The sequence below is a fragment of the Enterobacter sp. SST3 genome (genome assembly GCF_000286655.1).
Taxonomy (GTDB): domain Bacteria; phylum Pseudomonadota; class Gammaproteobacteria; order Enterobacterales; family Enterobacteriaceae; genus Enterobacter; species Enterobacter roggenkampii.
The window spans coordinates 80,862-103,359 of record NZ_ALNS01000030.1 but is presented as its reverse complement, the minus strand read 5'-3'; the positions used below and the strand labels follow the sequence as shown (position 1 = coordinate 103,359).

General features: G+C 56.0%; 18 protein-coding genes. 8 read left to right on the top strand and 10 right to left on the bottom strand.

Translation table 11 applies throughout. From position 1 onward, the window contains the following. Window positions 1–158 precede the first annotated feature (158 nt). Window positions 159–869, bottom strand: a complete 711-nt coding sequence (locus B498_RS04170) for a DUF3053 domain-containing protein (RefSeq protein ID WP_008502756.1) — start codon at window positions 867–869, stop codon at window positions 159–161. A 331-nt stretch (window positions 870–1,200) separates the two neighbouring features. Here B498_RS04170 and B498_RS04175 point away from each other — a divergent pair, with 331 nt between their 5' ends. Further along, window positions 1,201–1,488: an HTH-type transcriptional regulator gene (locus tag B498_RS04175; RefSeq protein ID WP_008502755.1), complete on the top strand. Its 288-nt coding sequence runs from the start codon at window positions 1,201–1,203 to the stop codon at window positions 1,486–1,488. Window positions 1,489–1,527: 39 nt separating this feature from the next. Here B498_RS04175 and B498_RS04180 read toward each other — a convergent pair whose 3' ends face one another. The 4 genes from B498_RS04180 to B498_RS04195 all read right to left on the bottom strand — a co-directional run bounded on the left by B498_RS04180 (window position 1,528) and on the right by B498_RS04195 (window position 6,833). Further along, complete coding sequence (locus tag B498_RS04180; protein WP_008502754.1) at window positions 1,528–3,147, bottom strand: ABC-F family ATP-binding cassette domain-containing protein; 1,620 nt, start codon at window positions 3,145–3,147, stop codon at window positions 1,528–1,530. Window positions 3,148–3,376: 229 nt separating this feature from the next. After that, window positions 3,377–5,446, bottom strand: coding sequence for a glycine--tRNA ligase subunit beta (gene glyS / locus B498_RS04185; RefSeq protein WP_008502753.1), 2,070 nt, complete (start codon window positions 5,444–5,446; stop codon window positions 3,377–3,379). A 9-nt stretch (window positions 5,447–5,455) separates the two neighbouring features. Then, complete coding sequence (glyQ, locus tag B498_RS04190; protein WP_003860141.1) at window positions 5,456–6,367, bottom strand: glycine--tRNA ligase subunit alpha; 912 nt, start codon at window positions 6,365–6,367, stop codon at window positions 5,456–5,458. A gap of 160 nt (window positions 6,368–6,527) precedes the next feature. Then, window positions 6,528–6,833, bottom strand: coding sequence for a YsaB family lipoprotein (locus B498_RS04195; protein ID WP_008502752.1), 306 nt, complete (start codon window positions 6,831–6,833; stop codon window positions 6,528–6,530). A 182-nt stretch (window positions 6,834–7,015) separates the two neighbouring features. Between B498_RS04195 and B498_RS04200 the strand changes: the two genes are divergently transcribed. Continuing rightward, a complete protein-coding gene (locus B498_RS04200) occupies window positions 7,016–8,011 on the top strand; it encodes an acyltransferase (RefSeq protein WP_008502751.1) in 996 nt (331 codons plus the stop codon). Here B498_RS04200 and B498_RS04205 read toward each other — a convergent pair. The 4 genes from B498_RS04205 to xylA all read right to left on the bottom strand — a co-directional run bounded on the left by B498_RS04205 (window position 8,004) and on the right by xylA (window position 12,411). Further along, window positions 8,004–8,924: a GlxA family transcriptional regulator gene (locus B498_RS04205; protein ID WP_008502750.1), complete on the bottom strand. Its 921-nt coding sequence runs from the start codon at window positions 8,922–8,924 to the stop codon at window positions 8,004–8,006. The two genes, B498_RS04200 and B498_RS04205, sit on opposite strands and share 8 nt — an antisense overlap. Next, complete coding sequence (locus B498_RS04210; protein WP_008502749.1) at window positions 8,924–9,463, bottom strand: isochorismatase family protein; 540 nt, start codon at window positions 9,461–9,463, stop codon at window positions 8,924–8,926. The genes B498_RS04205 and B498_RS04210 overlap by 1 nt, the downstream gene beginning before the upstream one ends. 103 nt (window positions 9,464–9,566) lie before the next feature. Continuing rightward, on the bottom strand, window positions 9,567–11,021 hold the full coding sequence (gene xylB, locus B498_RS04215) for a xylulokinase (RefSeq protein ID WP_008502748.1): 1,455 nt from the start codon (window positions 11,019–11,021) through the stop codon (window positions 9,567–9,569). Window positions 11,022–11,088: 67 nt separating this feature from the next. Beyond that, window positions 11,089–12,411 carry a xylose isomerase gene (gene xylA, locus B498_RS04220; protein WP_085930322.1) on the bottom strand — a complete coding sequence of 441 codons (1,323 nt, stop codon included), beginning with the start codon at window positions 12,409–12,411 and terminating at the stop codon, window positions 11,089–11,091. Between the two features lie 371 nt (window positions 12,412–12,782). Here xylA and xylF point away from each other — a divergent pair, with 371 nt between their 5' ends. The 4 genes from xylF (at window position 12,783) to xylR (ending at window position 17,760) form a co-directional block, all read left to right on the top strand. Then, window positions 12,783–13,775, top strand: coding sequence for a D-xylose ABC transporter substrate-binding protein (xylF, locus tag B498_RS04225; protein WP_008502746.1), 993 nt, complete (start codon window positions 12,783–12,785; stop codon window positions 13,773–13,775). A 72-nt stretch (window positions 13,776–13,847) separates the two neighbouring features. Beyond that, window positions 13,848–15,389, top strand: coding sequence for a xylose ABC transporter ATP-binding protein (locus B498_RS04230; protein ID WP_008502745.1), 1,542 nt, complete (start codon window positions 13,848–13,850; stop codon window positions 15,387–15,389). After that, a complete protein-coding gene (xylH, locus tag B498_RS04235; RefSeq protein ID WP_008502744.1) occupies window positions 15,367–16,548 on the top strand; it encodes a xylose ABC transporter permease XylH in 1,182 nt (393 codons plus the stop codon). Before B498_RS04230 ends, xylH begins: the two co-directional genes overlap by 23 nt. A 33-nt stretch (window positions 16,549–16,581) precedes the next feature. Continuing rightward, window positions 16,582–17,760 (top strand): D-xylose utilization transcriptional activator XylR, encoded by a 1,179-nt coding sequence (xylR, locus tag B498_RS04240; RefSeq protein ID WP_008502743.1) that lies wholly within the window; start codon window positions 16,582–16,584, stop codon window positions 17,758–17,760. Between the two features lie 38 nt (window positions 17,761–17,798). Here the strand turns inward: xylR and B498_RS0121670 are convergent, their stop codons facing one another. Then, a complete protein-coding gene (locus tag B498_RS0121670; RefSeq protein ID WP_021242459.1) occupies window positions 17,799–18,623 on the bottom strand; it encodes a protein bax in 825 nt (274 codons plus the stop codon). A 314-nt stretch (window positions 18,624–18,937) separates the two neighbouring features. Here B498_RS0121670 and B498_RS04245 point away from each other — a divergent pair, with 314 nt between their 5' ends. Continuing rightward, window positions 18,938–20,968, top strand: coding sequence for an alpha-amylase (locus B498_RS04245; RefSeq protein ID WP_008502741.1), 2,031 nt, complete (start codon window positions 18,938–18,940; stop codon window positions 20,966–20,968). A gap of 183 nt (window positions 20,969–21,151) precedes the next feature. Further along, entirely contained in the window at window positions 21,152–22,408 is a 1,257-nt protein-coding gene (avtA, locus tag B498_RS04250; RefSeq protein WP_008502740.1) for a valine--pyruvate transaminase, read from the top strand. Window positions 22,409–22,498: the final 90 nt, after the last annotated feature.

The following is a 22,498-nucleotide window of genomic DNA, read 5'->3' as shown; positions in this document are numbered from 1 at the left end:
AAGGGTATCTATGGATAACAATCTGGACTGCTTTACTAAACTGCTTTAGGTCTGTGTAACAAACCGACGGGAATAGTTATACCGATGTGGTAGAGGAATGACAAGCGTTATTTTCGCAACGCATAAAAAAACCCCGCCAGAAGCGGGGTTTTTTCGGTTTATTCTGTGGCAGCGACTGCGGCACTCCAGGCCTGGCTGAAGGCCTGATGCTGAGAGGCCAGCGGCCCAATCAGCGTATTGTACTGGCTTGCCTGCTGGGAGGTCGGGAACTGAATACCGTTGGCAACAAAGCTTACCTGCGTATTCTGCTGGGCAATAAAGTCACCCACCTGGACCAGCTGCTGCGTGAAGATTTGCGCGGCCGGAATCAACGGTTGCAGTGCTTCTGACGGTTTGGTCACCACTTTCTCATACACTTTGTCGAAGACCGGTTTGAGATCGTCGCCCTGCTTCAGCGCAGAACGTGACGCGTCAGCCTGCATTTTCGCATTCTGCAGCTGCTGGCTCAGCACGCCAAGCGCACCGTTGGACTGACGCAATGGTTCACGCTGCGTCATGTAATCCTGTGGAACGCGGATGGCGTTCACGCTATCCACTACCGGGCGGATACCGGAATCCATCGCCTGGCTCACCTGCTGTGAATAACCATAAAGAATGGCGTAATCGGACACAAAGGGGCCAAACTGCTTTTTCTGATCCGCAGTCAGCGTTGGCAACCGCTCGCCGCTGCGCATCACTGTATTCTGCAGAAAATCGATAAACGCTTTGCGCTGATCGCCTTCTTTATCAAAACACCCACTCAGGCTAACAACCATCAACAACGCCGCAATAGGCGCAAACCAGCGAGAGCAGGACTTTCCTGTCGCCATTTTATTACTCCTTTCACCCAAAAAAGCGCACACCGGCACACGCGTGCCCGACGCTGACAAGGATAGTCCAGGTCAGCCTTGCAAGATACTCTTTTCATGCAAAACGGCTATTGCCGATTTATTTCTTACCATTTACAAAAAAATACCTGGCGAAGCCGACTTATGACTAATCAGGGAATTAGCATAACTCTCCATATTGCTGAATCGGATACAGCGATCGTTACCGCACGATTAATCACACCCGTGACGATCCTGGGTTGGTATTAGGGACTATTCTTAACTGGCTCTCTGATGTTCTTGATCACGATGTGAGATTTAAGAGGAGTCCTCAATGGAATATAAAGATCCTGAGTTTGAGCTGCTGAGCAGCCTGGAACAGATCATTTTTAAAGATGTACCGCAGACGATTACCCTGCAACAAAAATCCAATCCCTTTACAGAATATGAGCAATTGCGCAAAGGGACAGGACTGAAAACCGAAGAATTCGCCAGAGCGATGGGTGTCAGCGTGGCTATGGTGCAGGAGTGGGAGTCAAAACGTGAGAAACCCACCCCAACCGAGTTACGGCTGATGCGCCTGATTCAGGCCAACCCTGCACTCAGCAAGCAGATCGCGTAGTGAAGATTGAATGCCCCCGCCTTTGCGGGGGCTTGTGTTTTACAGGCTATCACAACGCCAACCTGCCTCTTCCCACACCAGCTCATGCGTTAACGTTAAGCCGCTTAAAAACGCCTCATCGTGTGATACCACCAGCAGTGCCCCAGGGAAACCGGCCAGCGCCGCTTCAATGGCCTGGACTGAAGCCAGATCCAGATGGTTGGTCGGTTCATCCAGCAGCAGAAGCTGCGTGGCCTCCGCGCGCCACAGCACGCAGGCCAGGGCAGCCTTAAGACGCTCACCGCCGCTGAGCGCCGCCAATGGGAGCATCACTTTGTCAGCCCCCAGTTGAAGCTGCGCTAAACGGGTTCGCAATACCCCCTCTTCCAGAGGAGTATGACTCAAATTGAGATGCGTCATGACCGACTGCGAGAGATCGAACCGGGAGAGATGCTGGTCGAGATAAGCGCAGCTGACGGACACTTTACAGCTACCCGAACGGGGAGCCATCTCGCCGAGGAGGGTTTTTAACAGCGTCGACTTCCCGCAGCCGTTCGGCCCCTTTAACGCCACGCGCATCGGTCCGTCCATCCGCCAGTTGAGCGGAGGAACAGGTACATGCTGCAGCACCAGATCCTCCAGCACCAGCACCTGCTTCCCCTCCGGGATCTGACTCCCCGGTAAAGTGAACATCACCGGATTATCGTCTTCAACGCGTTCACGCGCCTTGTTTACCGCGGCGTTCAGCGCTTCGTTTTGCTCGCTGTGCTGTTTTTTCCAGGTGCCGATACGTTCCTTTGCCGCGCCTTTATATTTGACCCGCTCGAACGACGCGATATTCAGGGTATCGACGGTGCGTAACGTCTTTGCCGACCGCCGCTGGCTGTCATCATGCTCTTTTTGCATGCGCACGCGGGTGCGTTTGCGCTCGGTTGCCGCATGTTCCAGCGCCGCGCGGGCCGCCTGCTGTTCGGCATCGCGCTGGGTTTGATAATCCGCATAATTCCCGCCGTAGCTGCGCAGACCCGAACCGCTCAGTTCAAGGATACGGGGTACATGAGCCAGTAACTCCCGGTCATGGGAGACCACCAGCACGCCGCCCTGATACCGACTCAACTGGTCGTAGAACCACGCCCGGCCTTGTCGATCCAGATGGTTAGTCGGTTCGTCCAGCAGAAGAAAGTCCGCGCCCGCCGTAAACGCCCCGCACAGCAGGGCGCGGATGCGCTCGCCGCCGCTGAGTTCTATGGCGGGCTTATCAGGCTCAAACGGTGGGAGCGTCGCATTGATAAACGCTTCGCTCAGACGTTCGGCGATATCCCAGTAGCCGTCGAGCAACGCCAGATCGTCAGGCTGGTAATCGCCGCTGTCAATGCGCTTTCGCGCAGTAAAAATCGCGTCATACCCGAGAAGTTCAGCCAGCGTCGTCTGCGAAGAAATAACATGCTGCTGCGCCACCCAGGCATGCGAGCCAAAGCGTTCAATATGACCGGTAGCCGGTTCGTCCAGCCCCGCCAGCAGACGCAGCAGACGCGTTTTTCCGCTGCCGTTGCGGCCAACCAGCGCGCACAGGGAGGGTTCCAGCGTGAGATTCAGCGGACCAAAAAGGGTATCGCCCGTCGGAAACTGACAGGTGACCTGATGCAAAATAAAAGAAGGGGACTGCGCAAAATGAGCCATAAGCACTCCTGAATGAAATCAAAACATCCCCTGCCGACGCGATGGCGTTTAGCAAGGATCGAAATTCATCAGTCGTGTTTGTTCATTTTTGGGGGGCACTCCAGCGCGAGAAAGTTAACGGGGATAAGGATAGCGGGAATGTGTTGACCATTTCAAGGTTAAATTTTCAGCAACACACTATAAAAAAACCCGCCGAAGCGGGTTTTTAGCATTTGTCACAACGGGCACATTACTGCAGCAGCGAAATATCCGCCACGCGCAGGAACAGCTCACGCAGTTTCTCGAGCATAGAGAGACGGTTAATACGCAGCTCTTTATCTTCTACGTTTACCATCACTTTCTCGAAGAAGGCGTCGATGACGTCACGCAGCTCGGCCAGCTCCACCAGCGCTTCCTGGTAGCGACCTTCCGCGAAGACCGGCTCGAGCTTGTCGCGCAGCACCACAACCTGCATCGCCAGGGCGATCTCTTCCGGCTCTTTCAGCGTCGCGGCGTTCACGCGCTCGTTCAGCGTCTCGTCGGACTTCGCCAGGATGTTGGAGACACGCTTGTTGGCCGCCGCCAGAGCAGATGCCGCTTCCAGCGTACGGAAGTGAGAAACCGCCTTCATACGCGCATCGAAATCAGCCGGACGGGTCGGACGACGCGCCAGCACCGCCTGAATGGTGTCGACGGTGTAACCTTCATCCTGATACCAGGCGCGGAAACGACCGAGCATAAAGTCGATCACGTCATCCACAACGTTGGCATTGGTCAGCTTATCGCCGTACAGACGCACCGCTTCTTCGGTCAGGGTCTGCAGATCCAGGTTCAGGTTCTTCTCAACGATGATACGCAGCACGCCGAGCGCAGCACGACGCAGCGCAAACGGGTCTTTGTCGCCTTTCGGATGCTGGCCGATACCGAAGATACCCGCCAGGGTGTCCATCTTATCGGCAATTGCGACAGCACAAGCTACCGGGTTGGACGGCAGTTCGTCACCCGCAAAGCGCGGCTGATACTGCTCGTTCAGGGCAACCGCCACGTCTTCCGCTTCGCCATCGTGACGCGCGTAGTGCATGCCCATCACGCCCTGGGTGTCGGTAAATTCGAACACCATGTTGGTCATCAGGTCACACTTGGAGAGCAGGCCTGCGCGGGTCGCGTGGTTAACGTCGGCACCGATTTCACGAGCGATCCAGCCGGACAGCTCCGCAATACGGTCGGTCTTGTCGCGCAGCGTACCCAGCTGCTGCTGGAACAGTACGGTCTGCAGGCGTGGAAGATGATCTTCCAGACGCTTTTTACGGTCGGTGTTGAAGAAGAACTCGGCATCCGCCAGACGTGGGCGCACGACCTTCTCGTTACCGGAGATAATCTGGCTCGGATCTTTCGATTCGATGTTCGCCACGAAAATGAAGTTTGGCAGCAGCTTGCCGTCGTTGGCATAGACCGGGAAGTACTTCTGGTCACCCTTCATGGTGTACACCAGCGCTTCAGCCGGAACGGCCAGGAATTTCTCTTCGAACTTCGCGGTCAGCACAACCGGCCATTCCACCAGCGAGGTCACTTCTTCCAGCAGGCTGTCGCTCAGATCGGCTTTACCGCCAATCTTACGCGCCGCGTCTTCCGCGTCCGCTTTGATTTTGGCTTTACGCTGTTCATAGTCAGCAATGACCTTGCCGCGCTCCAGCAGGATTTGCGGATACTGGTCGGCATTGTCGATGGTGAACTCAGGCTCGCCCATAAAGCGGTGGCCGCGGATCACGCGATCGGACGCCACGCCGAGAATGGTGGCCGGAATAACGGTGTCGCCCAGCAGCAGGGTCACGGTGTGAACCGGACGCACGAAGTGCACGTCGGACGCGCCCCAGCGCATCAGCTTAGGAATGGGCAGCTTCGCCAGAGACGTGGCAATCATGTCCGGCAGCAGCGCTTCCGCGCTTTCGCCTTTCACATGGGCACGATACAGCAGCCATTCACCTTTATCGGTGGTCAGACGCTCGGCCTGATCGACGGTGATGCCGCAGCCGCGCGCCCAGCCTTCCGCCGCTTTGCTCGGCTTGCCTTCGGCGTCAAACGCCTGAGCAATCGCCGGGCCACGTTTTTCGACTTCGCGATCCGGCTGGGACGCCGCCAGGTTTGCCACTTTCAGCGCCAGACGACGCGGAGCAGCAAACCACTCAATTTTACCGTGCGCCAGGCCAGCGTTATCCAGCTCGGCAGTCACGTTCGCAGCAAAAGATTCAGCCAGGCTGCGCAGGGCTTTTGGTGGCAGCTCTTCGGTGCCAATTTCCACCAGGAAAGTTTTCTCAGACATGGCCGCCTCTTATTTGTTTCGGTTGCACATCGGGAAGCCAAGGGCTTCACGGGACGCATAGTAAGCTTCTGCAACGGCTTTGGTCAGGGTACGAATACGCAGAATGTAGCGCTGACGTTCAGTCACGGAGATCGCTTTGCGGGCGTCCAGCAGGTTGAAGCTGTGGGCGGCCTTCAGAATACGCTCGTAGGCAGGCAGCGGCAGCGGAGTCTCCAGCGCCAGCAGCTGCTGCGCTTCTTTCTCATACTGCTCGAAGCAGGTGAACAGGAAGTCCACGTCCGCGTATTCGAAGTTATAGGTGGATTGTTCCACTTCGTTCTGATGGAACACGTCGCCGTAGGTGGTTTTACCCAGCGGGCCGTCGCTCCAGACCAGGTCGTAAACGCTGTCTACGCCCTGAATGTACATCGCCAGACGTTCCAGACCGTAGGTGATCTCACCGGTGATCGGCTTACATTCCAGACCGCCAACCTGCTGGAAGTAAGTGAACTGGGTCACTTCCATGCCGTTCAGCCACACTTCCCAACCCAGACCCCAGGCACCCAGCGTTGGGTTTTCCCAGTTATCTTCCACGAAACGAATGTCGTGAATGGTCGGATCCATACCCAGCTCTTTCAGCGACCCGAGGTACAGTTCCTGAATGTTGTCGGGTGATGGCTTAATCACCACCTGGAACTGATAGTAATGCTGCAGACGGTTCGGGTTCTCACCGTAACGACCATCGGTCGGACGACGGGAAGGCTGCACATACGCGGTCGCCATTGGCTCTGGCCCCAACGCGCGCAGGCTGGTCATCGGGTGTGAAGTGCCGGCGCCGACTTCCATGTCCAAAGGTTGAACAATGGTACAGCCCTGACGAGCCCAGTAATCCTGTAAGGTCAGGATCAGGCCCTGGAAGGTCTTGGTATCAAACTTTTGCATAGTATTTCGTGCTGGATACGTGTGGTTTTAAATGGAAGGGACCAGTATACCCGCTGGCTGCAAGATATACAGTACGAAACGGGGTTGTTTAGGGAAAATTGGGAAATAAGCATTCACGCCAGGGCGCTGACGGCGTCTGGCTGTTGATTATGCGAGCAGGCTAGCGCATGGAGAGGTGTAAAAACTGGCCGTCCGCATCAAACGAGCAGACAAAGCCTTCTTTACGCGCCGTATAGCCCTTGAGCTCATAGCTGCCCTGAAAGCGCTCAAACCCGGTGACGTTGATTTTCTGCACGTCCGAGTTATAGCGGCGTGCGGCCTGGTCCTTGCAGAGTGACTCCATATTCAGTGAACGTTCCGGGCTCATTTTGCCCTGCTGGGCTTTTTGCACTGGTGATTCTTGTGGCGCACTGCATCCTGCCAGCATGAAAAGCAGAATGAGTGATGCCACACGCTTCATCATCATTTTTATTACCGTCCTGGTCAGTGGCTGTTATTTTTAGTATCAACACGTTTATAGATTATGGTCAGCCATTCTGCGAATCTCGCGGTCTCCCGGCAAGCCTGCGAATAAAACTCAGAATTTTCCAAACGAAGACTTTTGGACAATGGGAGTCACACTCACTTTACAGGGAATACGAGGAACTGATGCCGTCAAAAATTAACTGGATTGATAACCTGCGAGGAATAGCGTGTCTGATGGTGGTCATGATCCACACGACGACCTGGTACGTCACGAACGCCCACAGCATCAGCCCCGTTAACTGGGATATCGCCAATATTCTCAACTCTGCGTCGCGCGTCAGCGTGCCGCTGTTCTTTATGATTTCCGGCTTTCTCTTTTTTGGTGAACGCAGCGCGCAGCCGCGGCACTTCATCCGCATCGCGGCCTGCCTGGGGTTCTATAGCGCCGTTGCCCTGCTCTATATCACCCTGTTCACCTCCATTAACGCCGGGTTATCCCTCAAATATTTGCTGCAAAAGCCGGTGTTCTACCACCTGTGGTTCTTCTTCGCCATTATCGTGATCTATCTGGTCTCCCCCCTCATTCAGGTGAAAAACGTCAGCGGAAAAATGCTTCTGGCCCTGATGGTGGTGATTGGCATTGTCGCCAACCCGAATACGGTCTCGCAGAAAATCGACGGATTTGAGTGGCTGCCGGTGAACCTCTATATCAACGGCGATACCTTCTATTACGTGCTTTACGGCATGCTGGGGCGCGCCATCGGGATGATGGACACGCAAAAACGCGGTCTGAACTGGCTCTGCGGGGCACTGTTTATCGCCGGCGTGGCGGTGATTTCACGCGGGACGCTGCATGAGCTGCAGTGGCGCGGTAATTTTGCCGATACCTGGTATCTGTACTGCGGCCCGATGGTCTTTATCTGTGCCGTATCGCTGCTCACGCTCGTTAAAAACACCCTGAATGCGCGTCCCCTTCCCGTACTGAGCGTCATTTCACGACACTCTCTCGGGATTTACGGTTTTCACGCGCTGGTGATCCACGCGCTTCGGACAAGAGGGGTTGAACTAAAAACCTGGCCGGTGCTGGATATCATCTGGATTTTTGCCGCGACCCTGGCGATCAGCCTGCTGCTGTCGATGCTGCTGCAAAAAATAGACGTTCGCCGCTTCGTCAGCTAACGCTGCGCTGCCGGGCGCGATGGTACTGGCGCGGGGAGGAAAACCCTGCCGCCAGCGAAGCCTGCTCCACGCCGCGCCCCTGCAATAGCCACTGCTCCGCCACCGCCAGACGCAGCTGCTCCAGATAATCGCGGACGCTAATCCCTAAATGTGTCTGGAAAAGCCGGGTGAGATGGCGCGGGCTGACGTGCGCCAGCGCGGCGATATCAGGCAAGTTCCACGTTTTTTGCGGCTCGGCGGTGAGCGCATCCTGCGCCCGATGAATCGCCGGATGAAGATGATTGCGGTAGCGTAGCCACGGGGAGAGCTGGGGATCGTCACCAGAACGGCGGAACCAGACCACCATCTCGCGCGCCACATTCAGCGCCTTTTCGGGGCCGCACAGGCGGTTAATCATATGCAGCGCCAGGTCGATGCCCGACGTGATCCCCGCGCTGGTCCAGATGTTCTCGTCCTGCACAAAGATGCGGTTTTCTTTAATCGTCGCCGTAGGGGCCGCGGTGCGTAAACGGCTGATAACGTCATGGTGAGTTGTGCACTGTTTGTTATTCAGCAGGCCCGATTTCGCCGCCAGCAACGCTCCTGAACAGACGCACATCACGGTGATTTCCTGGCGCTGGATCTGCGGCTGCCGGCGCATCAGCCAGTGCTGAATCTGCTGCGCCTGCGGGGTTGAGAACTGAAAGCGGGAGTCGCTCACCCCCGGCAGGACCAGCAAGCTGCCCGGAGACAGGCTTTCCGGCAACGGCTGGATGCCGCTCATCGTCAGACCTATCGACGTCGGAACCTCCGGCTGCGGGCCAATGTAATGCAGACGAAACGCGTCGCCTGCCAGCACAAAGGTTTCTGCCGGGCCGGTCATGTCTAATGACAGCACCCCGGGCAACATCACGAACCAGACGTCGATGGGCATTACAGTGACTCCAGCGTCTCCGCTACCGTTTTAATGTCGGCAAAACGCCCGGACAGTACCGTTTCGGTACGGTGGCGAATGTCCGCTGCGCTAAGGGTAATGCCCTTGTACGTCATGGGGAACGTCAGCGTTGCCTCGCTCACAAAGGTCACAGCATAACCCAGATCGGATGCCACCCGGGCGGTGGTTTCACAGCATTGCTCCGTGCGAATGCCGCAGATAATCACACTATTGATATCGCGCTCGCGCAGCCAGCGATCGAGCCCGGTATCCGTGAAGGCATTATGAACGTGTTTCTGGAAAACCACATCCGGCTGATGACGCAAAAAGGCCATCGGTTTGACATAGCCGCTTTCCAGCGTAAATGGGCCGTCTTCATCCACATGAAAAATATCAACGACCGGAATACCGCGCGCCTGGCAGCCTTCAATCAGCCCCAGCATCGCCTGCTGAAAAGCGGGAATGTCATCCTCCTGCCAGTAATTGCGGTGATGGAAGGACTGCTGAGTATCAATGTTGATGAGTGCAATGCGTGACATGATGGTTCTCCTCGCCAGTGGGTGTGACACCATACTGGCAAGGAAAGGAAGGCACGCACAGACCAAAAAAGGACATCCTCGTGCCTCTCCCGGACAAGCGAATTTACGTCATCAGCGGCAGCAGCTGCTGGTAGATTTTGCGGAACACGTCGCGCCTTTCCGCGTACCGCGCATGGCGCGCCGCGTCAGGCAAATGTGCCTGTTCAAGCGTAAGCTGCGGCAGCAGTTGTGAAAGCGGTTTTTCCGGGTTCATAGCAATCTGCGCCAGACGCGCGGCGCCGAGCGCGGGGCCAACATCGCCACCGGTGCGGAAATCCAGCTGCAAGCCGCTGATGTCCGACAGCATTTGTCGCCAGTAAGGGCTTCGCGCACCGCCGCCAATCAGGGTGACGCTTGCGGGTTTCAGGCCGCAGTCGTGAACCACGTCCATTCCGTCAGCCAGCGCATATCCGACGCCTTCGAGAACCGCACGCGCCAGTTCTGCCGGACCATGCTGATGTGTTAAGCCAAAGAACACCCCTTTCGCTTCCGGATTGTTGTGTGGCGTACGCTCGCCGGACAGATACGGTAAAAACCAGACGGTACCGGCATTTTCATCCGCCTGCTGTGCTGCGGCAATCAACGCAGGAACATCGGCCATCCCGGTCAGCTTCGCCGCCCAGTCCAGGCACGACGCTGCACTCAGCATCACCGACATCAAATGCCATTTTCCTGGCAGCGCATGACAAAAACTGTGCACCGCGCTTTCGGGATTGCTGCGATAGCCGTCGCTGACGGCAAAATAGACGCCAGAGGTTCCCAGCGACAGCATCGCCTGACCTGCCTCAACCATGCCGACGCCCACGGCCCCTGCGGCATTGTCACCGCCCCCGGCAACCACCGGCACGGCAGGCATATTCCAGCGTTCCGCAACGTCTGGCAGCAGTGTGCCTGTTACCTCGCTACCTTCGAACAGGGCGGGCATGTGTTCACGGGTCAAATAGCAGGCATCCAGCATCGCCTCGCTCCAGTCGCGTTTCGCCACGTCGAGCCACATCGTGCCGGCGGCATCGGACATGTCGGAGGCGAAATCGCCCGTCATGCGAAAACGCAGATAGTCTTTCGGCAGCAGGACTTTCGCCACCTGCCGGAAAATCTCCGGCTCGTGTCGCTGCACCCACAGAAGCTTAGGCGCGGTAAAGCCGGGCATCATCAGGTTGCCGGTAATCGCGCGGGAAGTGGGTACGCGTCCCTCAAGAAGCGCACACTCTTCTGCACAGCGGCCATCGTTCCAGAGGATCGCAGGACGCAACACGCGATGCTCGCTATCCAGCAAGGTTGCACCGTGCATTTGCCCGGCAATCCCCAGCGCTTTCACGTCACGCAGAGAATGCTGTTCACCTAACGCCTTGATTGCACGATCCGTTGCCTGCCACCACTGCTCCGGGTCCTGTTCCGACCACAGCGGATGCGGACGTGAAACCTGCAGCTTTTCAGTCTGCGTTGCTAACACCTCGCCCTGCTCGCTTAACAGGATGGCTTTCACACCCGATGTGCCCAGATCGATCCCGATATACATATAGTGGATTCCTTAAGTGAAAATGCCCGGTGGCGCTGCGCTTACCGGGCCTACAAGCTGGATGCCGTTATTTATCGAACAGGTAGTGGTTGACCAGATTTTCCAGCAGCTCCTGGTGCCCGCTCTGGTGCTGCGGCGCCAGCTGATGGTGTTCAGCGTACTTCGCGATCTCCGCAAGCGATAACTGACCTTTCAAAATTTGCTGGCCCAGCTCACTGTTCCAGCCGCTGTAGCGCTTCGCCACGCGTTTATCGAGCTCGCCGTCTTCAATCATACGTGCCGCCACCTTCAGCGCCAGCGCCATGGTGTCCATCGCGCCAATGTGGCCGTAGAACAGATCGTATTTGTCGGTGCTCTGGCGACGCACCTTGGCGTCAAAGTTCAGGCCGCCGGTAGTGAAGCCGCCCGCTTTGATGATTTCGTACATCACCAGCGCATTCTCTTCCACGCTGTTCGGGAACTGGTCGGTATCCCAGCCCAGCTGCGGGTCGCCGCGGTTCGCATCGACCGAGCCGAAGATGCCCAGCGCAATCGCCGACGCGATCTCGTGGTGGAAAGAGTGGCCCGCCAGCGTGGCGTGGTTGGCCTCAATGTTCACTTTAATCTCTTTTTCCAGACCGAACTGCTTCAGGAAGCCATACACCGTCGCCACGTCGTAGTCATACTGGTGCTTCGTCGGCTCCTGCGGCTTCGGCTCAATCAACAGCGTGCCGCGGAAGCCGATTTTGTGCTTGTGGTCGACAACCATCTGCATAAAGCGGCCAATCTGCTCGCGCTCCTGACGCAGGTCGGTGTTGAGCAGGGTTTCATAGCCTTCACGGCCTCCCCACAGAACATAGTTTTCACCGCCCAGCTGATGCGTGGCATTCATTGCCGTCACCACCTGCGTGGCCGCCCAGCTAAACACTTCCGGATCCGGGTTGGTTGCCGCACCTGCGCCGTAGCGTGGGTTAGTGAAGCAGTTTGCCGTGCCCCACAGCAGCTTCACGCCGCTTTGCTGCTGTTTTGCCGCCAGCACATCCACCATCTGCGCAAAGTTGTTCAGATACTCTTTCAGCGATGCGCCTTCCGGCGACACGTCGACGTCATGGAAGCAGTAGTACGGCACGTTCAGCTTGTGGAAGAACTCAAACGCCACATCGGCTTTGCGCTTTGCCAGCTCGATGGCCTCACCCGGCTGCTGCCACGGGCGTTCAAAGGAGCCCACGCCGAACATATCGGCGCCGTTCCAGCAGAAGGTATGCCAGTAACAGGCGGCAAAGCGCAGATGATCTTCCATGCGCTTACCCAGCACCAGCTCATCCGGGTTGTAGTGACGAAATGCTAAAGGATTGGTCGTTTTCGGGCCTTCGTAACGAACACGATCGAGTTGGTCGAAATAAGCTTGCATATTGAGCTCCATAATCAGGGTATGCGGCGAGTCGTTGATACAGGAGTAATAGTGAATAGACATTTTGGGTTGCTCAATTACGTTATTTCACACTGCTATTGAGAGAATGCACAACTGTGCGCTGGCTCGCAAAATAATGCGCAGACGAACTATTTTTCGGCGCAGATTCCAGAATCAAATGTAATTAAGACGTTACGTATTTTAAAATCCGATCGCGGTCATAAATTCAGAAATAAACCAAATATCATAATGAGAAGATAAAAATCTGTAATTGCCAGCCTGCCTTTCCGCGTTAAAAATTTGCTGCGTCCCAGCAGTGAATGTTTCTTTTATCTCAGCAACACATACTCCTACAAAAAGGCCTAATAATTATGAAGATAAAGAACCTGACCCTAACGCTCTGCACTACGCTCCTCCTTGCAAGCTTTGCAGGGCATGCCAAGGAGGTCAAAATTGGCATGGCGATTGACGACCTGCGTCTGGAGCGCTGGCAAAAAGATCGCGATATTTTTGTGAAAAAAGCGGAATCACTCGGCGCAAACGTGTTTGTCCAGTCGGCTAACGGCAACGAAGAAACACAAATGTCGCAGATCGAGAATATGATTAACCGCGGCGTCGATGTGCTGGTCATTATCCCCTATAACGGCCAGGTATTAAGTAACGTAGTGAAAGAAGCCAAACAAGAAGGCATAAAAGTGCTGGCCTATGACCGCATGATTAATAATGCGGACATTGATTATTATATTTCGTTCGACAATGAAAAAGTCGGCGAATTACAGGCACAAAGCCTGATCGACAAAGTGCCTCAGGGCAATTATTTCCTGATGGGCGGCTCGCCGGTAGATAACAACGCCAAGCTGTTCCGCGAAGGGCAAATGAAGGTCCTTAAGCCGTACATCGACAACGGGAAAATAAAAGTGGTTGGCGATCAGTGGGCCGACGGATGGTTACCCGAAAACGCCCTGAAGATTATGGAAAACGCGCTGACGGCCAACAACAACAAAATTGACGCGGTTGTGGCCTCCAACGATGCCACCGCAGGCGGTGCGATTCAGGCCCTGAGCGCCCAGGGGCTGGCGGGTAAAGTCGCCATTTCAGGGCAAGATGCCGATCTGGCTGGCGTAAAACGTATTATCGCCGGCACCCAAACCATGACGGTCTACAAACCGATTACCGAGTTGGCCAATACGGCGGCGGAAATCGCCGTGGAACTGGGCAACGGTAAGCAACCAAAAGCAGACGCCACGCTGAATAACGGGCTGAAAGACGTTCCGGCTCGCCTGCTCACCCCTATTGAAGTCAATAAAGAGAACATTGACGCCACCGTCATTAAGGACGGTTTCCACAAGAAGAGCGAACTGTAATCCGGCGCGGCCCCTGCTCTGCGGGGGCGCATCACGTTGCACTGTTCTTTCCTCGGGTTATGTGGAGCAGTTATGCCTTATTTACTTGAAATGAAAAGCATCACCAAGCGCTTCGGCACGGTGAAAGCCGTCGACAACGTCAGTCTCCGGTTGAATCCCGGCGAAGTGGTTTCGCTGTGTGGCGAGAACGGTTCAGGCAAGTCAACGCTGATGAAAGTGCTGTGTGGGATCTACCCGCACGGTAGCTACGAAGGCGAAATCGTCTTTGCCGGCGAAGTGATCCAGGCAACTCATATTCGCGATACCGAACGCAAAGGTATCGCCATCATCCACCAGGAACTGGCGCTGGTGAAACATCTCACCGTGCTGGAGAACATTTTCCTCGGAGCCGAAATCTCCCGCCACGGCGTGCTGGATTACGACACCATGACGCTCCGCTGTGAAAAGCTGCTGGCGCAGGTGAGCCTCCACATTTCACCGGATACCCGCGTGGGCGACCTGGGCCTGGGGCAACAGCAGCTGGTTGAAATCGCTAAAGCGCTCAATAAGCAGGTCAGGCTGCTGATCCTCGATGAGCCAACGGCCTCGCTCACCGAACAGGAAACCGCGGTTCTGCTCAATATCATCCGCGATCTGCAAAACCACGGCATCGCCTGTATCTACATTTCGCACAAGCTTAACGAGGTCAAAGCCATTTCGGACACCATCTGCGTGATCCGCGATGGGCAACACATCGGCACGCGTGAAGCCGCGGGCATGAGCGAAGATGACATCATCACCATGATGGTGGGGCGCGAGCTGACGGCGCTCTACCCGAATGAGCCTCACACCAAAGGTGATGAAGTGTTGCGCGTGGAAAATCTGACCGCGTGGCACCCCGTTAACCGCCACATCAAGCGCGTCAATAACGTCTCGTTTTCTCTGCACAGCGGCGAAATTCTCGGTATTGCCGGGTTAGTCGGCGCCGGGCGCACGGAGGCCGTACAGTGTCTGTTTGGCGTATGGCCGGGGCGCTGGGAGGGCACGATTTATATCGACGGCCAGCCGGTGAAAATCGACAACTGCCAGCAGGCGATTGCCCACGGCATTGCTATGGTGCCGGAAGACCGCAAAAAGGACGGCATCGTGCCGGTCATGGCCGTGGGGAAAAACATTACGCTTGCGGCACTCGATCGCTTCTCCGGCGCGCTGAGCAGCCTGGACGATGCCGCCGAGCAGCAGTGCATCCTCCAGTCGCTTGCCCGTCTGAAGGTCAAAACCTCCTCACCGGAACTGGCCATTGGCCGCCTGAGCGGCGGCAACCAGCAGAAGGCGATTCTGGCGCGCTGCCTGCTTCTCAACCCGCGCATATTAATCCTCGATGAGCCCACGCGCGGGATTGATATCGGCGCCAAATATGAAATCTACAAACTGATTAATCAGCTTGTACAGCAAGGGATTGCCGTCATTGTTATTTCGTCTGAGTTACCCGAAGTGCTCGGCCTGAGCGACCGTGTGCTGGTCATGCACGAGGGAAAACTGAAAGCCAACCTGATTAACCAGAACCTGACGCAGGAGCAGGTGATGGAAGCCGCTTTAAGGAGCGAACGTCATGTCGAAAAGCAATCCGTCTGATATCAAAGTCGCCGTTCCGACGCCCGGTGCGTTCGCAGGACTAAAAGCGCTGAACCTGCAGGTGTTCGTGATGATCGCGGCCATTATCGTCATCATGCTCTTCTTTACCTGGATGACGGATGGCTCGTACCTGAGCGCGCGTAACGTCTCTAACCTGCTCCGCCAGACCGCTATCACAGGCATCCTGGCCGTGGGCATGGTGTTCGTGATTATCTCCGCGGAAATCGATCTGTCGGTCGGCTCGATGATGGGGCTCCTCGGTGGCGTGGCGGCCATTTTTGACGTCTGGCTCGGCTGGCCGCTGCCGCTGACCGTGGCGGTCACGCTGGTGCTGGGTCTGGTTCTGGGGGCCTGGAACGGCTGGTGGGTAGCCTACCGTAAAGTGCCGTCGTTCATTGTCACCCTGGCGGGGATGCTGGCCTTCCGCGGGATCTTAATCGGCATCACCAACGGTACCACCGTCTCCCCGACCAGCGCGGCCATGTCGCAGATTGGTCAAAGCTATCTCCCGGATGGCGTGGGCTTTACCATCGGCGTGGCGGGGCTGCTGGCGTTTGTCGCGTGGCAGTGGCGTGGACGCATGCGCCGTCAGGCTCTGGGGCTGGCGTCGCCAGCATCAACCTCGGTGGTGGGACGTCAGGCGCTGACGGCGGTCATTGTGCTGGGTGCCATCTGGCTTCTGAATGACTATCGCGGTGTCCCGACGCCGGTGCTGCTGCTGGCGCTTTTGCTGCTGGGCGGCATGTTTATGGCGACGCGCACCGCGTTTGGCCGCCGTATTTATGCCATCGGCGGCAACCTTGAGGCTGCCCGTTTGTCGGGGATTAACGTCGAACGCACCAAACTCGCGGTCTTCGCCATTAACGGCCTGATGGTCGCCATCGCCGGGCTGATTCTTAGCTCACGTCTGGGGGCGGGTTCACCCTCCGCGGGCAACATCGCCGAGCTGGATGCTATCGCCGCCTGCGTCATCGGTGGCACCAGCCTCGCAGGGGGTATCGGCAGCGTCGCGGGCGCGGTGATGGGGGCATTTATCATGGCGTCGTTGGATAACGGGATGAGTATGATGGACGTCCCGACGTTTTGGCAGTATATCGTCAAGGGAGCCATTCTTTTACTGGCAGTCTGGATGGACTCGGCCACCAAGCGACGGGCCTGATAACGGTATTGTGACTTAATTGGGAAGTGAGCCATGTTTGAAAAGCGTCACCGCATTACGTTGTTATTCAATGCCAACAAAGCCTATGACCGTCAGGTGGTAGAAGGCGTGGGTGAATATTTGCAGGCGTCGCAATCCGAATGGGATATTTTTATTGAAGAAGATTTCCGCACCCGTCTGGAGAACATTAAAGACTGGCTGGGCGATGGCGTTATTGCCGACTATGACGACCCCGTCATTGAGCAGCTGCTTATCGACGTCGACGTGCCGATCGTGGGCGTCGGCGGCTCCTACCATTCGCCCGAACACTATCCGCCGGTTCACTATATTGCCACCGACAACCATGCCCTGGTCGAGGCCGCGTTTCTCCATTTAAAAGAGAAAGGCGTCCATCGCTTCGCGTTTTATGGTTTACCCGCCACCAGCGGCAAGCGCTGGGCCGTAGAGCGTGAACACGCATTTTGCCAGCTGGTCGCGCAGGAGAAGTATCGCGGCGTGGTCTATCAGGGGCTGGAAACCGCCCCGGAAAACTGGCAGCACGCGCAAAACCGTCTCGCTGACTGGCTGCAAACGCTGCCGCCGCAAACCGGGATTATTGCCGTAACGGACGCCCGCGCCCGCCACGTGCTGCAGGTCTGCGAACACTTACATATTCCGGTGCCCGAAAAGCTGTGCGTGATTGGCATTGATAACGAAGAGCTTACCCGCTATCTGTCCCGCGTGGCGCTCTCTTCCGTGGCTCAGGGCACGCGTCAGATGGGCTATCAGGCGGCGAAGCTGCTGCACCGTCTGCTGGATAAAGAATCTCTGCCGCTTCAGCGCCTGCTGGTGCCACCGGTTCGCGTCGTGGAACGTCGCTCGACCGATTATCGCTCCTTAAGCGACCCGGCCGTCATTCAGGCCATGCACTATATTCGCAACCACGCCTGCAAAGGGATTAAGGTCGATCAGGTGCTGGATTCGGTAGGCATTTCGCGTTCGAATCTGGAGAAGCGTTTTAAAGAAGAGGTGGGCGAAACCATTCATGCCGTCATCCATGCTGAAAAGCTGGAGAAAGCACGCAGCCTGCTCGTTTCCACGTCGCTGTCGATCAACGAAATTTCGCAGATGTGCGGTTACCCGTCGCTGCAATATTTCTACTCGGTGTTCCGCAAAGAGTATGACACCACGCCGAAAGAGTATCGGGATCGCCACAGCGAGGTGCTGATATAGAAAAGAAAACGCCTTCCAGTGGAAGGCGTTTTTTGAGATTACATATGAGCGGCGATTAAGCGCTGGTTATCCTGGTACATGGCGAACAGATAGTTGTTATAGCTCTGTCCCTTCGTTGAATACCCTTTCAGCTTGTGGATCATCGTACTGGCCGTCACTTCCTGGTCCGCTTTACGCAGCTGAGCGCGTGATTTACGGAACGATGAGTAGGCCGGGTGCGTGTTCAGATTCACCACATAGGCGTTCACGGAATCCTTCACGGATTCAAACTGCGAATAGCCTTTCACCTTGCCAGGCGCATTCGTACAACGACCTTTCACGCATTTCATGCCGAAAAGGTTGTTGTTGTTACGCGCAAGCTTAGACGTTCCCCAGCCGCTTTCGGCTGCAGCCATGGTCGCAACCATGCTGCCCGGGATGATATCCACACGCTCAAGGAGAGCATTCCACGGCACACGACGCGTGTTCCCGTTCCAGCTCAGCTTGTAGCGCTTCGTGATATCTTTCAGACGCGCGCGCTCAGATGGCGACCAGCGGCTATCGTACTGTTTGGAAATCAGCCAGTTACGATCCGCAGTAATCGCGGCATTTTGACTCGTGATGTAAGGCATTACCGTCCGGAGAAACGCTTTTTTCCTTGGTGTTCCGGAAGGGTATTTTCGCAAATCAGGAAGTGAACTACTCTTTGCACTATTGCGAGAATACTCTTGTTTACTGCTAACCTTACTACTTGTCGTCTTTATTACGTGGGCTTTCTTACTCGTTGTATCCGTGTGCGTCTTCGCAAGCACCCCACCCGAAAATGCCGTGGTGAGTAACATGAGTATCGCAGCCCCATATCGTCGAATGGGAGTCGATATCATTAGGTCTCCTGGTCGGATGTAATCATCCCAACACCTTATTTTTTTCACAAATTTGAGAGCGGAATCTCAAATCATATCAAAAATAGACTTCAAGAGCACGTATAGAAATAGTCCAATTCCGAAACTATGTCACCTGAAACTTGCTCATAAAAACATCATTTCTGGAAAAATGTGTGCGTTATCGCAGATAACTGCCTAATTTTGCGCAAGATCACTCATCCTCACGCATCCTCCTGGCAGAAAGCGACAGGGGATGAGTTTTTCCCGCCCGCCTGCTGGCAAACTGGTCAAAAATGCCGCGACAGGAACCTGGAATGAAACGCACCGCAATAGCCTTTCTGATGTTACCCGCACTGGCACATGCCGACTGGTCATCGCCGGGGTTTGGCGCATTTCGCGCCGAAGGCACCGGGATTTTCACCAGCCAGGCAAAGCTTGCGAAGGGTACGCGTCCTCTTACGCTCAGTTTTGACAAGACGTGCTGGCAGCCCACAGGCGCGATAAAACTCAATGAGATGCTGTCGCTCAAGCCCTGTGACGGCACACCGCCGCAGTGGCGCCTTTTCCGCGACGGTGAATACCAGATGCGAATCGATACACGCTCCGGCACGCCCACGCTGCTGCTGGCGGTTCAGAGCGCGACAGAACAGCCGGTGGCCAACGTTATCCGCCAGTGTCCGAAGTGGGACGGTAAGCCGCTGACGCTGGACGTCAGCCATACCTTCCCGGAAGGCTCCGTCGTGCGCGATTTCTACAGTAAACAGACGGTGACCGTACAAGGTGGAAAAATCACCCTGCAGCCAGCCGCCAACAGTAACGGCCTGCTGCTGCTTGAGCGCGCCGAAACCGACAAGCCTGCGCCGTTTAGCTGGCAAAACGCCACCGTCTATTTTGTACTGACTGACCGCTATGTGAATGGTGACCCGAGCAACGACAACAGCTACGGCCGCCACAAAGACGGCATGCAGGAGATTGGTACGTTCCACGGCGGGGATCTCAAGGGACTGACCAGCAAGCTCGATTACCTGCAGCAGCTGGGGGTGAATGCGCTCTGGATAAGCTCCCCGCTTGAGCAGATCCACGGCTGGGTTGGCGGCGGCACCAAAGGTGATTTCCCGCATTATGCCTACCACGGCTACTACACCCAGGACTGGACAACGCTCGACGACAACATGGGCACCGGGGATGACCTGCGTCAGCTTGTTGATGAAGCGCATAAGCGCGGCATTCGCATCCTGTTTGATATCGTCATGAACCATACGGGCTACGCGACGCTTGCGGACATGCAGGCGTATCAGTTTGGCGCCCTGTACCTGCAGGGTGATGAGCTGAAAAAGACGCTGGGAGAGCACTGGACGAACTGGAAGCCTGGCGCAGGCCAGACCTGGCATAGCTTCAACGACTACATCAACTTCAGCGACAAAGCCGCATGGGAAAAATGGTGGGGCAAGAAATGGATCCGCACCGACATCGGTGATTACGACAACCCCGGCTTCGACGATTTAACGATGTCGCTGGCGTTTCTGCCCGACCTGAAAACGGAATCCACCGCCCCTTCCGGGCTACCCAATTTCTATCAACACAAACCCGATACCCACGCGAAAGCTATTCCGGGCTATACCCCGCGCGATTACCTGACCCACTGGCTCAGCCAGTGGGTACGTGACTACGGCATCGACGGTTTCCGCGTGGATACCGCGAAGCACGTTGAGCTCGCGGCCTGGCAGCAGCTGAAAGACCAGGCAAGCCAGGCGCTGGCCGCCTGGAAAGGCGCTCACCCGGACAAAAAGCTCGACAACGCACCGTTCTGGATGACCGGCGAATCCTGGGGTCACGGAGTGATGCAGAGCGATTATTACCGCCACGGCTTCGACGCGATGATCAACTTTGATTATCAGGAGCAGGCGGCGAAAGCGGTAAATTGCCTGGCCGATATGGATCTCACCTGGCAGCAGATGGCGGAGAAGCTGCAAAGCTTCAATGTGCTGAGCTACCTCTCATCACACGATACGCGTCTGTTCCGCGAAGGGGGCCAGCGCGCGGCGGAGCTGCTCCTGCTGGCACCGGGCAGCGTGCAAATCTATTACGGGGATGAGTCCGAGCGTCCGTTCGGGCCGACAGGCTCCGACCCGCTGCAGGGCACCCGCTCGGATATGAACTGGCAGGACGTCACGGGCAAGCAGGCCTTAACCGTCGCCCACTGGCAAACGCTGGGTCAGTTCCGCGCCCGCCACCCGGCGATTGGTGAAGGCAAGCAAACCACGCTGTCGCTGAAAGAGGGGTATGGATTCGTACGTGAACATGATGACGATAAGGTGATGGTCGTCTGGGCGGGGAATCAGTAGATCATACCCCTCACCCTAACCCTCTCCCCATGGGGAGAGGGGAGAAGCTCCAGAACTATTCACTACACAAATCCACTCCCGCCCTATAAAACCACAAATCCGACCACACCACCCGATTTGCACCAACACGGTGCTAGCGTTATGGTTACCCACTTTCAAAATAAGCTCGACAGATCACCTGCTATGACGTTTTCACTTTTCGGCGACAAATTTACCCGCCATTCAGGCATTACTCGCCTGATGGAGGACCTCAACGACGGGCTGCGCACACCGGGCGCAATCATGCTCGGCGGCGGAAACCCGGCTCAAATCCCGGAGATGAATACCTATTTCCAGACCCTGCTCGCTCAGATGCTGGAAAGCGGCAAAGCAACCGATGCGCTTTGCAATTACGACGGCCCGCAGGGGAAAACCGAGCTGCTGGCACTCCTCGCCGAAATGCTGCGTGACGAGCTGGGCTGGGATATCGAACCACAGAATATTGCACTGACAAACGGCAGCCAGAGCGCGTTTTTCTACTTGTTTAACCTGTTCGCAGGACGTCGCGCGGACGGCACCACCAAAAAAGTGCTGTTTCCGCTGGCGCCGGAGTATATCGGCTATGCCGATTCCGGCCTGGAAGAGGATCTGTTCGTCTCTGCGCGCCCGAACATCGAGCTGCTGCCGGAAGGCCAGTTCAAATATCACGTCGATTTTGAACACCTGCATATTGGCGAAGAGACGGGCATGATCTGCGTATCGCGCCCGACTAACCCAACGGGCAACGTGATCACCGATGACGAACTGATGAAGCTGGATGCGCTGGCCAATCAGCACGGTATTCCGCTGGTGATCGATAACGCCTACGGCGTGCCGTTCCCGGGCATCATCTTCAGCGAAGCACGTCCGCTGTGGAACCCGAACATTGTCCTGTGCATGAGCCTCTCTAAGCTGGGTCTGCCGGGCAGCCGCTGCGGCATCATCATTGCCAATGAGAAAATCATCACCGCCATCACCAATATGAACGGCATTATCAGCCTTTCACCGGGCGGCATTGGCCCGGCGATGATGTGCGAGATGATCAAACGCAAGGACCTGCTGCGTCTGTCGAATGACGTGATCAAGCCGTTCTACTACCAGCGCGTTCAGGAGACGATCGCGACACTTCGTCGCTATTTGCCGGAAGAACGCTGCCTTATCCACAAACCGGAAGGGGCGATTTTCCTGTGGCTGTGGTTTAAGGATTTACCCATCACCACCGAGCTGCTTTACCAGCGCCTGAAAAAGCGCGGCGTACTGATGGTGCCGGGCGATTATTTCTTCCCGGGTCTGGATAAGCCATGGCCGCATACCCATCAGTGCATGCGCATGAACTACGTCCCCGACCCGGAAAAAATCGAAGCGGGTGTTAAAATTCTCGCCGAAGAGATCGAAAAAGCCTGGCAAGAAGGCAATTGTTAAAAAATAAGGCTCTTCAAATGAAGAGCCTTATTTTTCCGTGATCTGAATCTTATATTAAGGATATATCCTGTAGCACTCCATTTATCATTC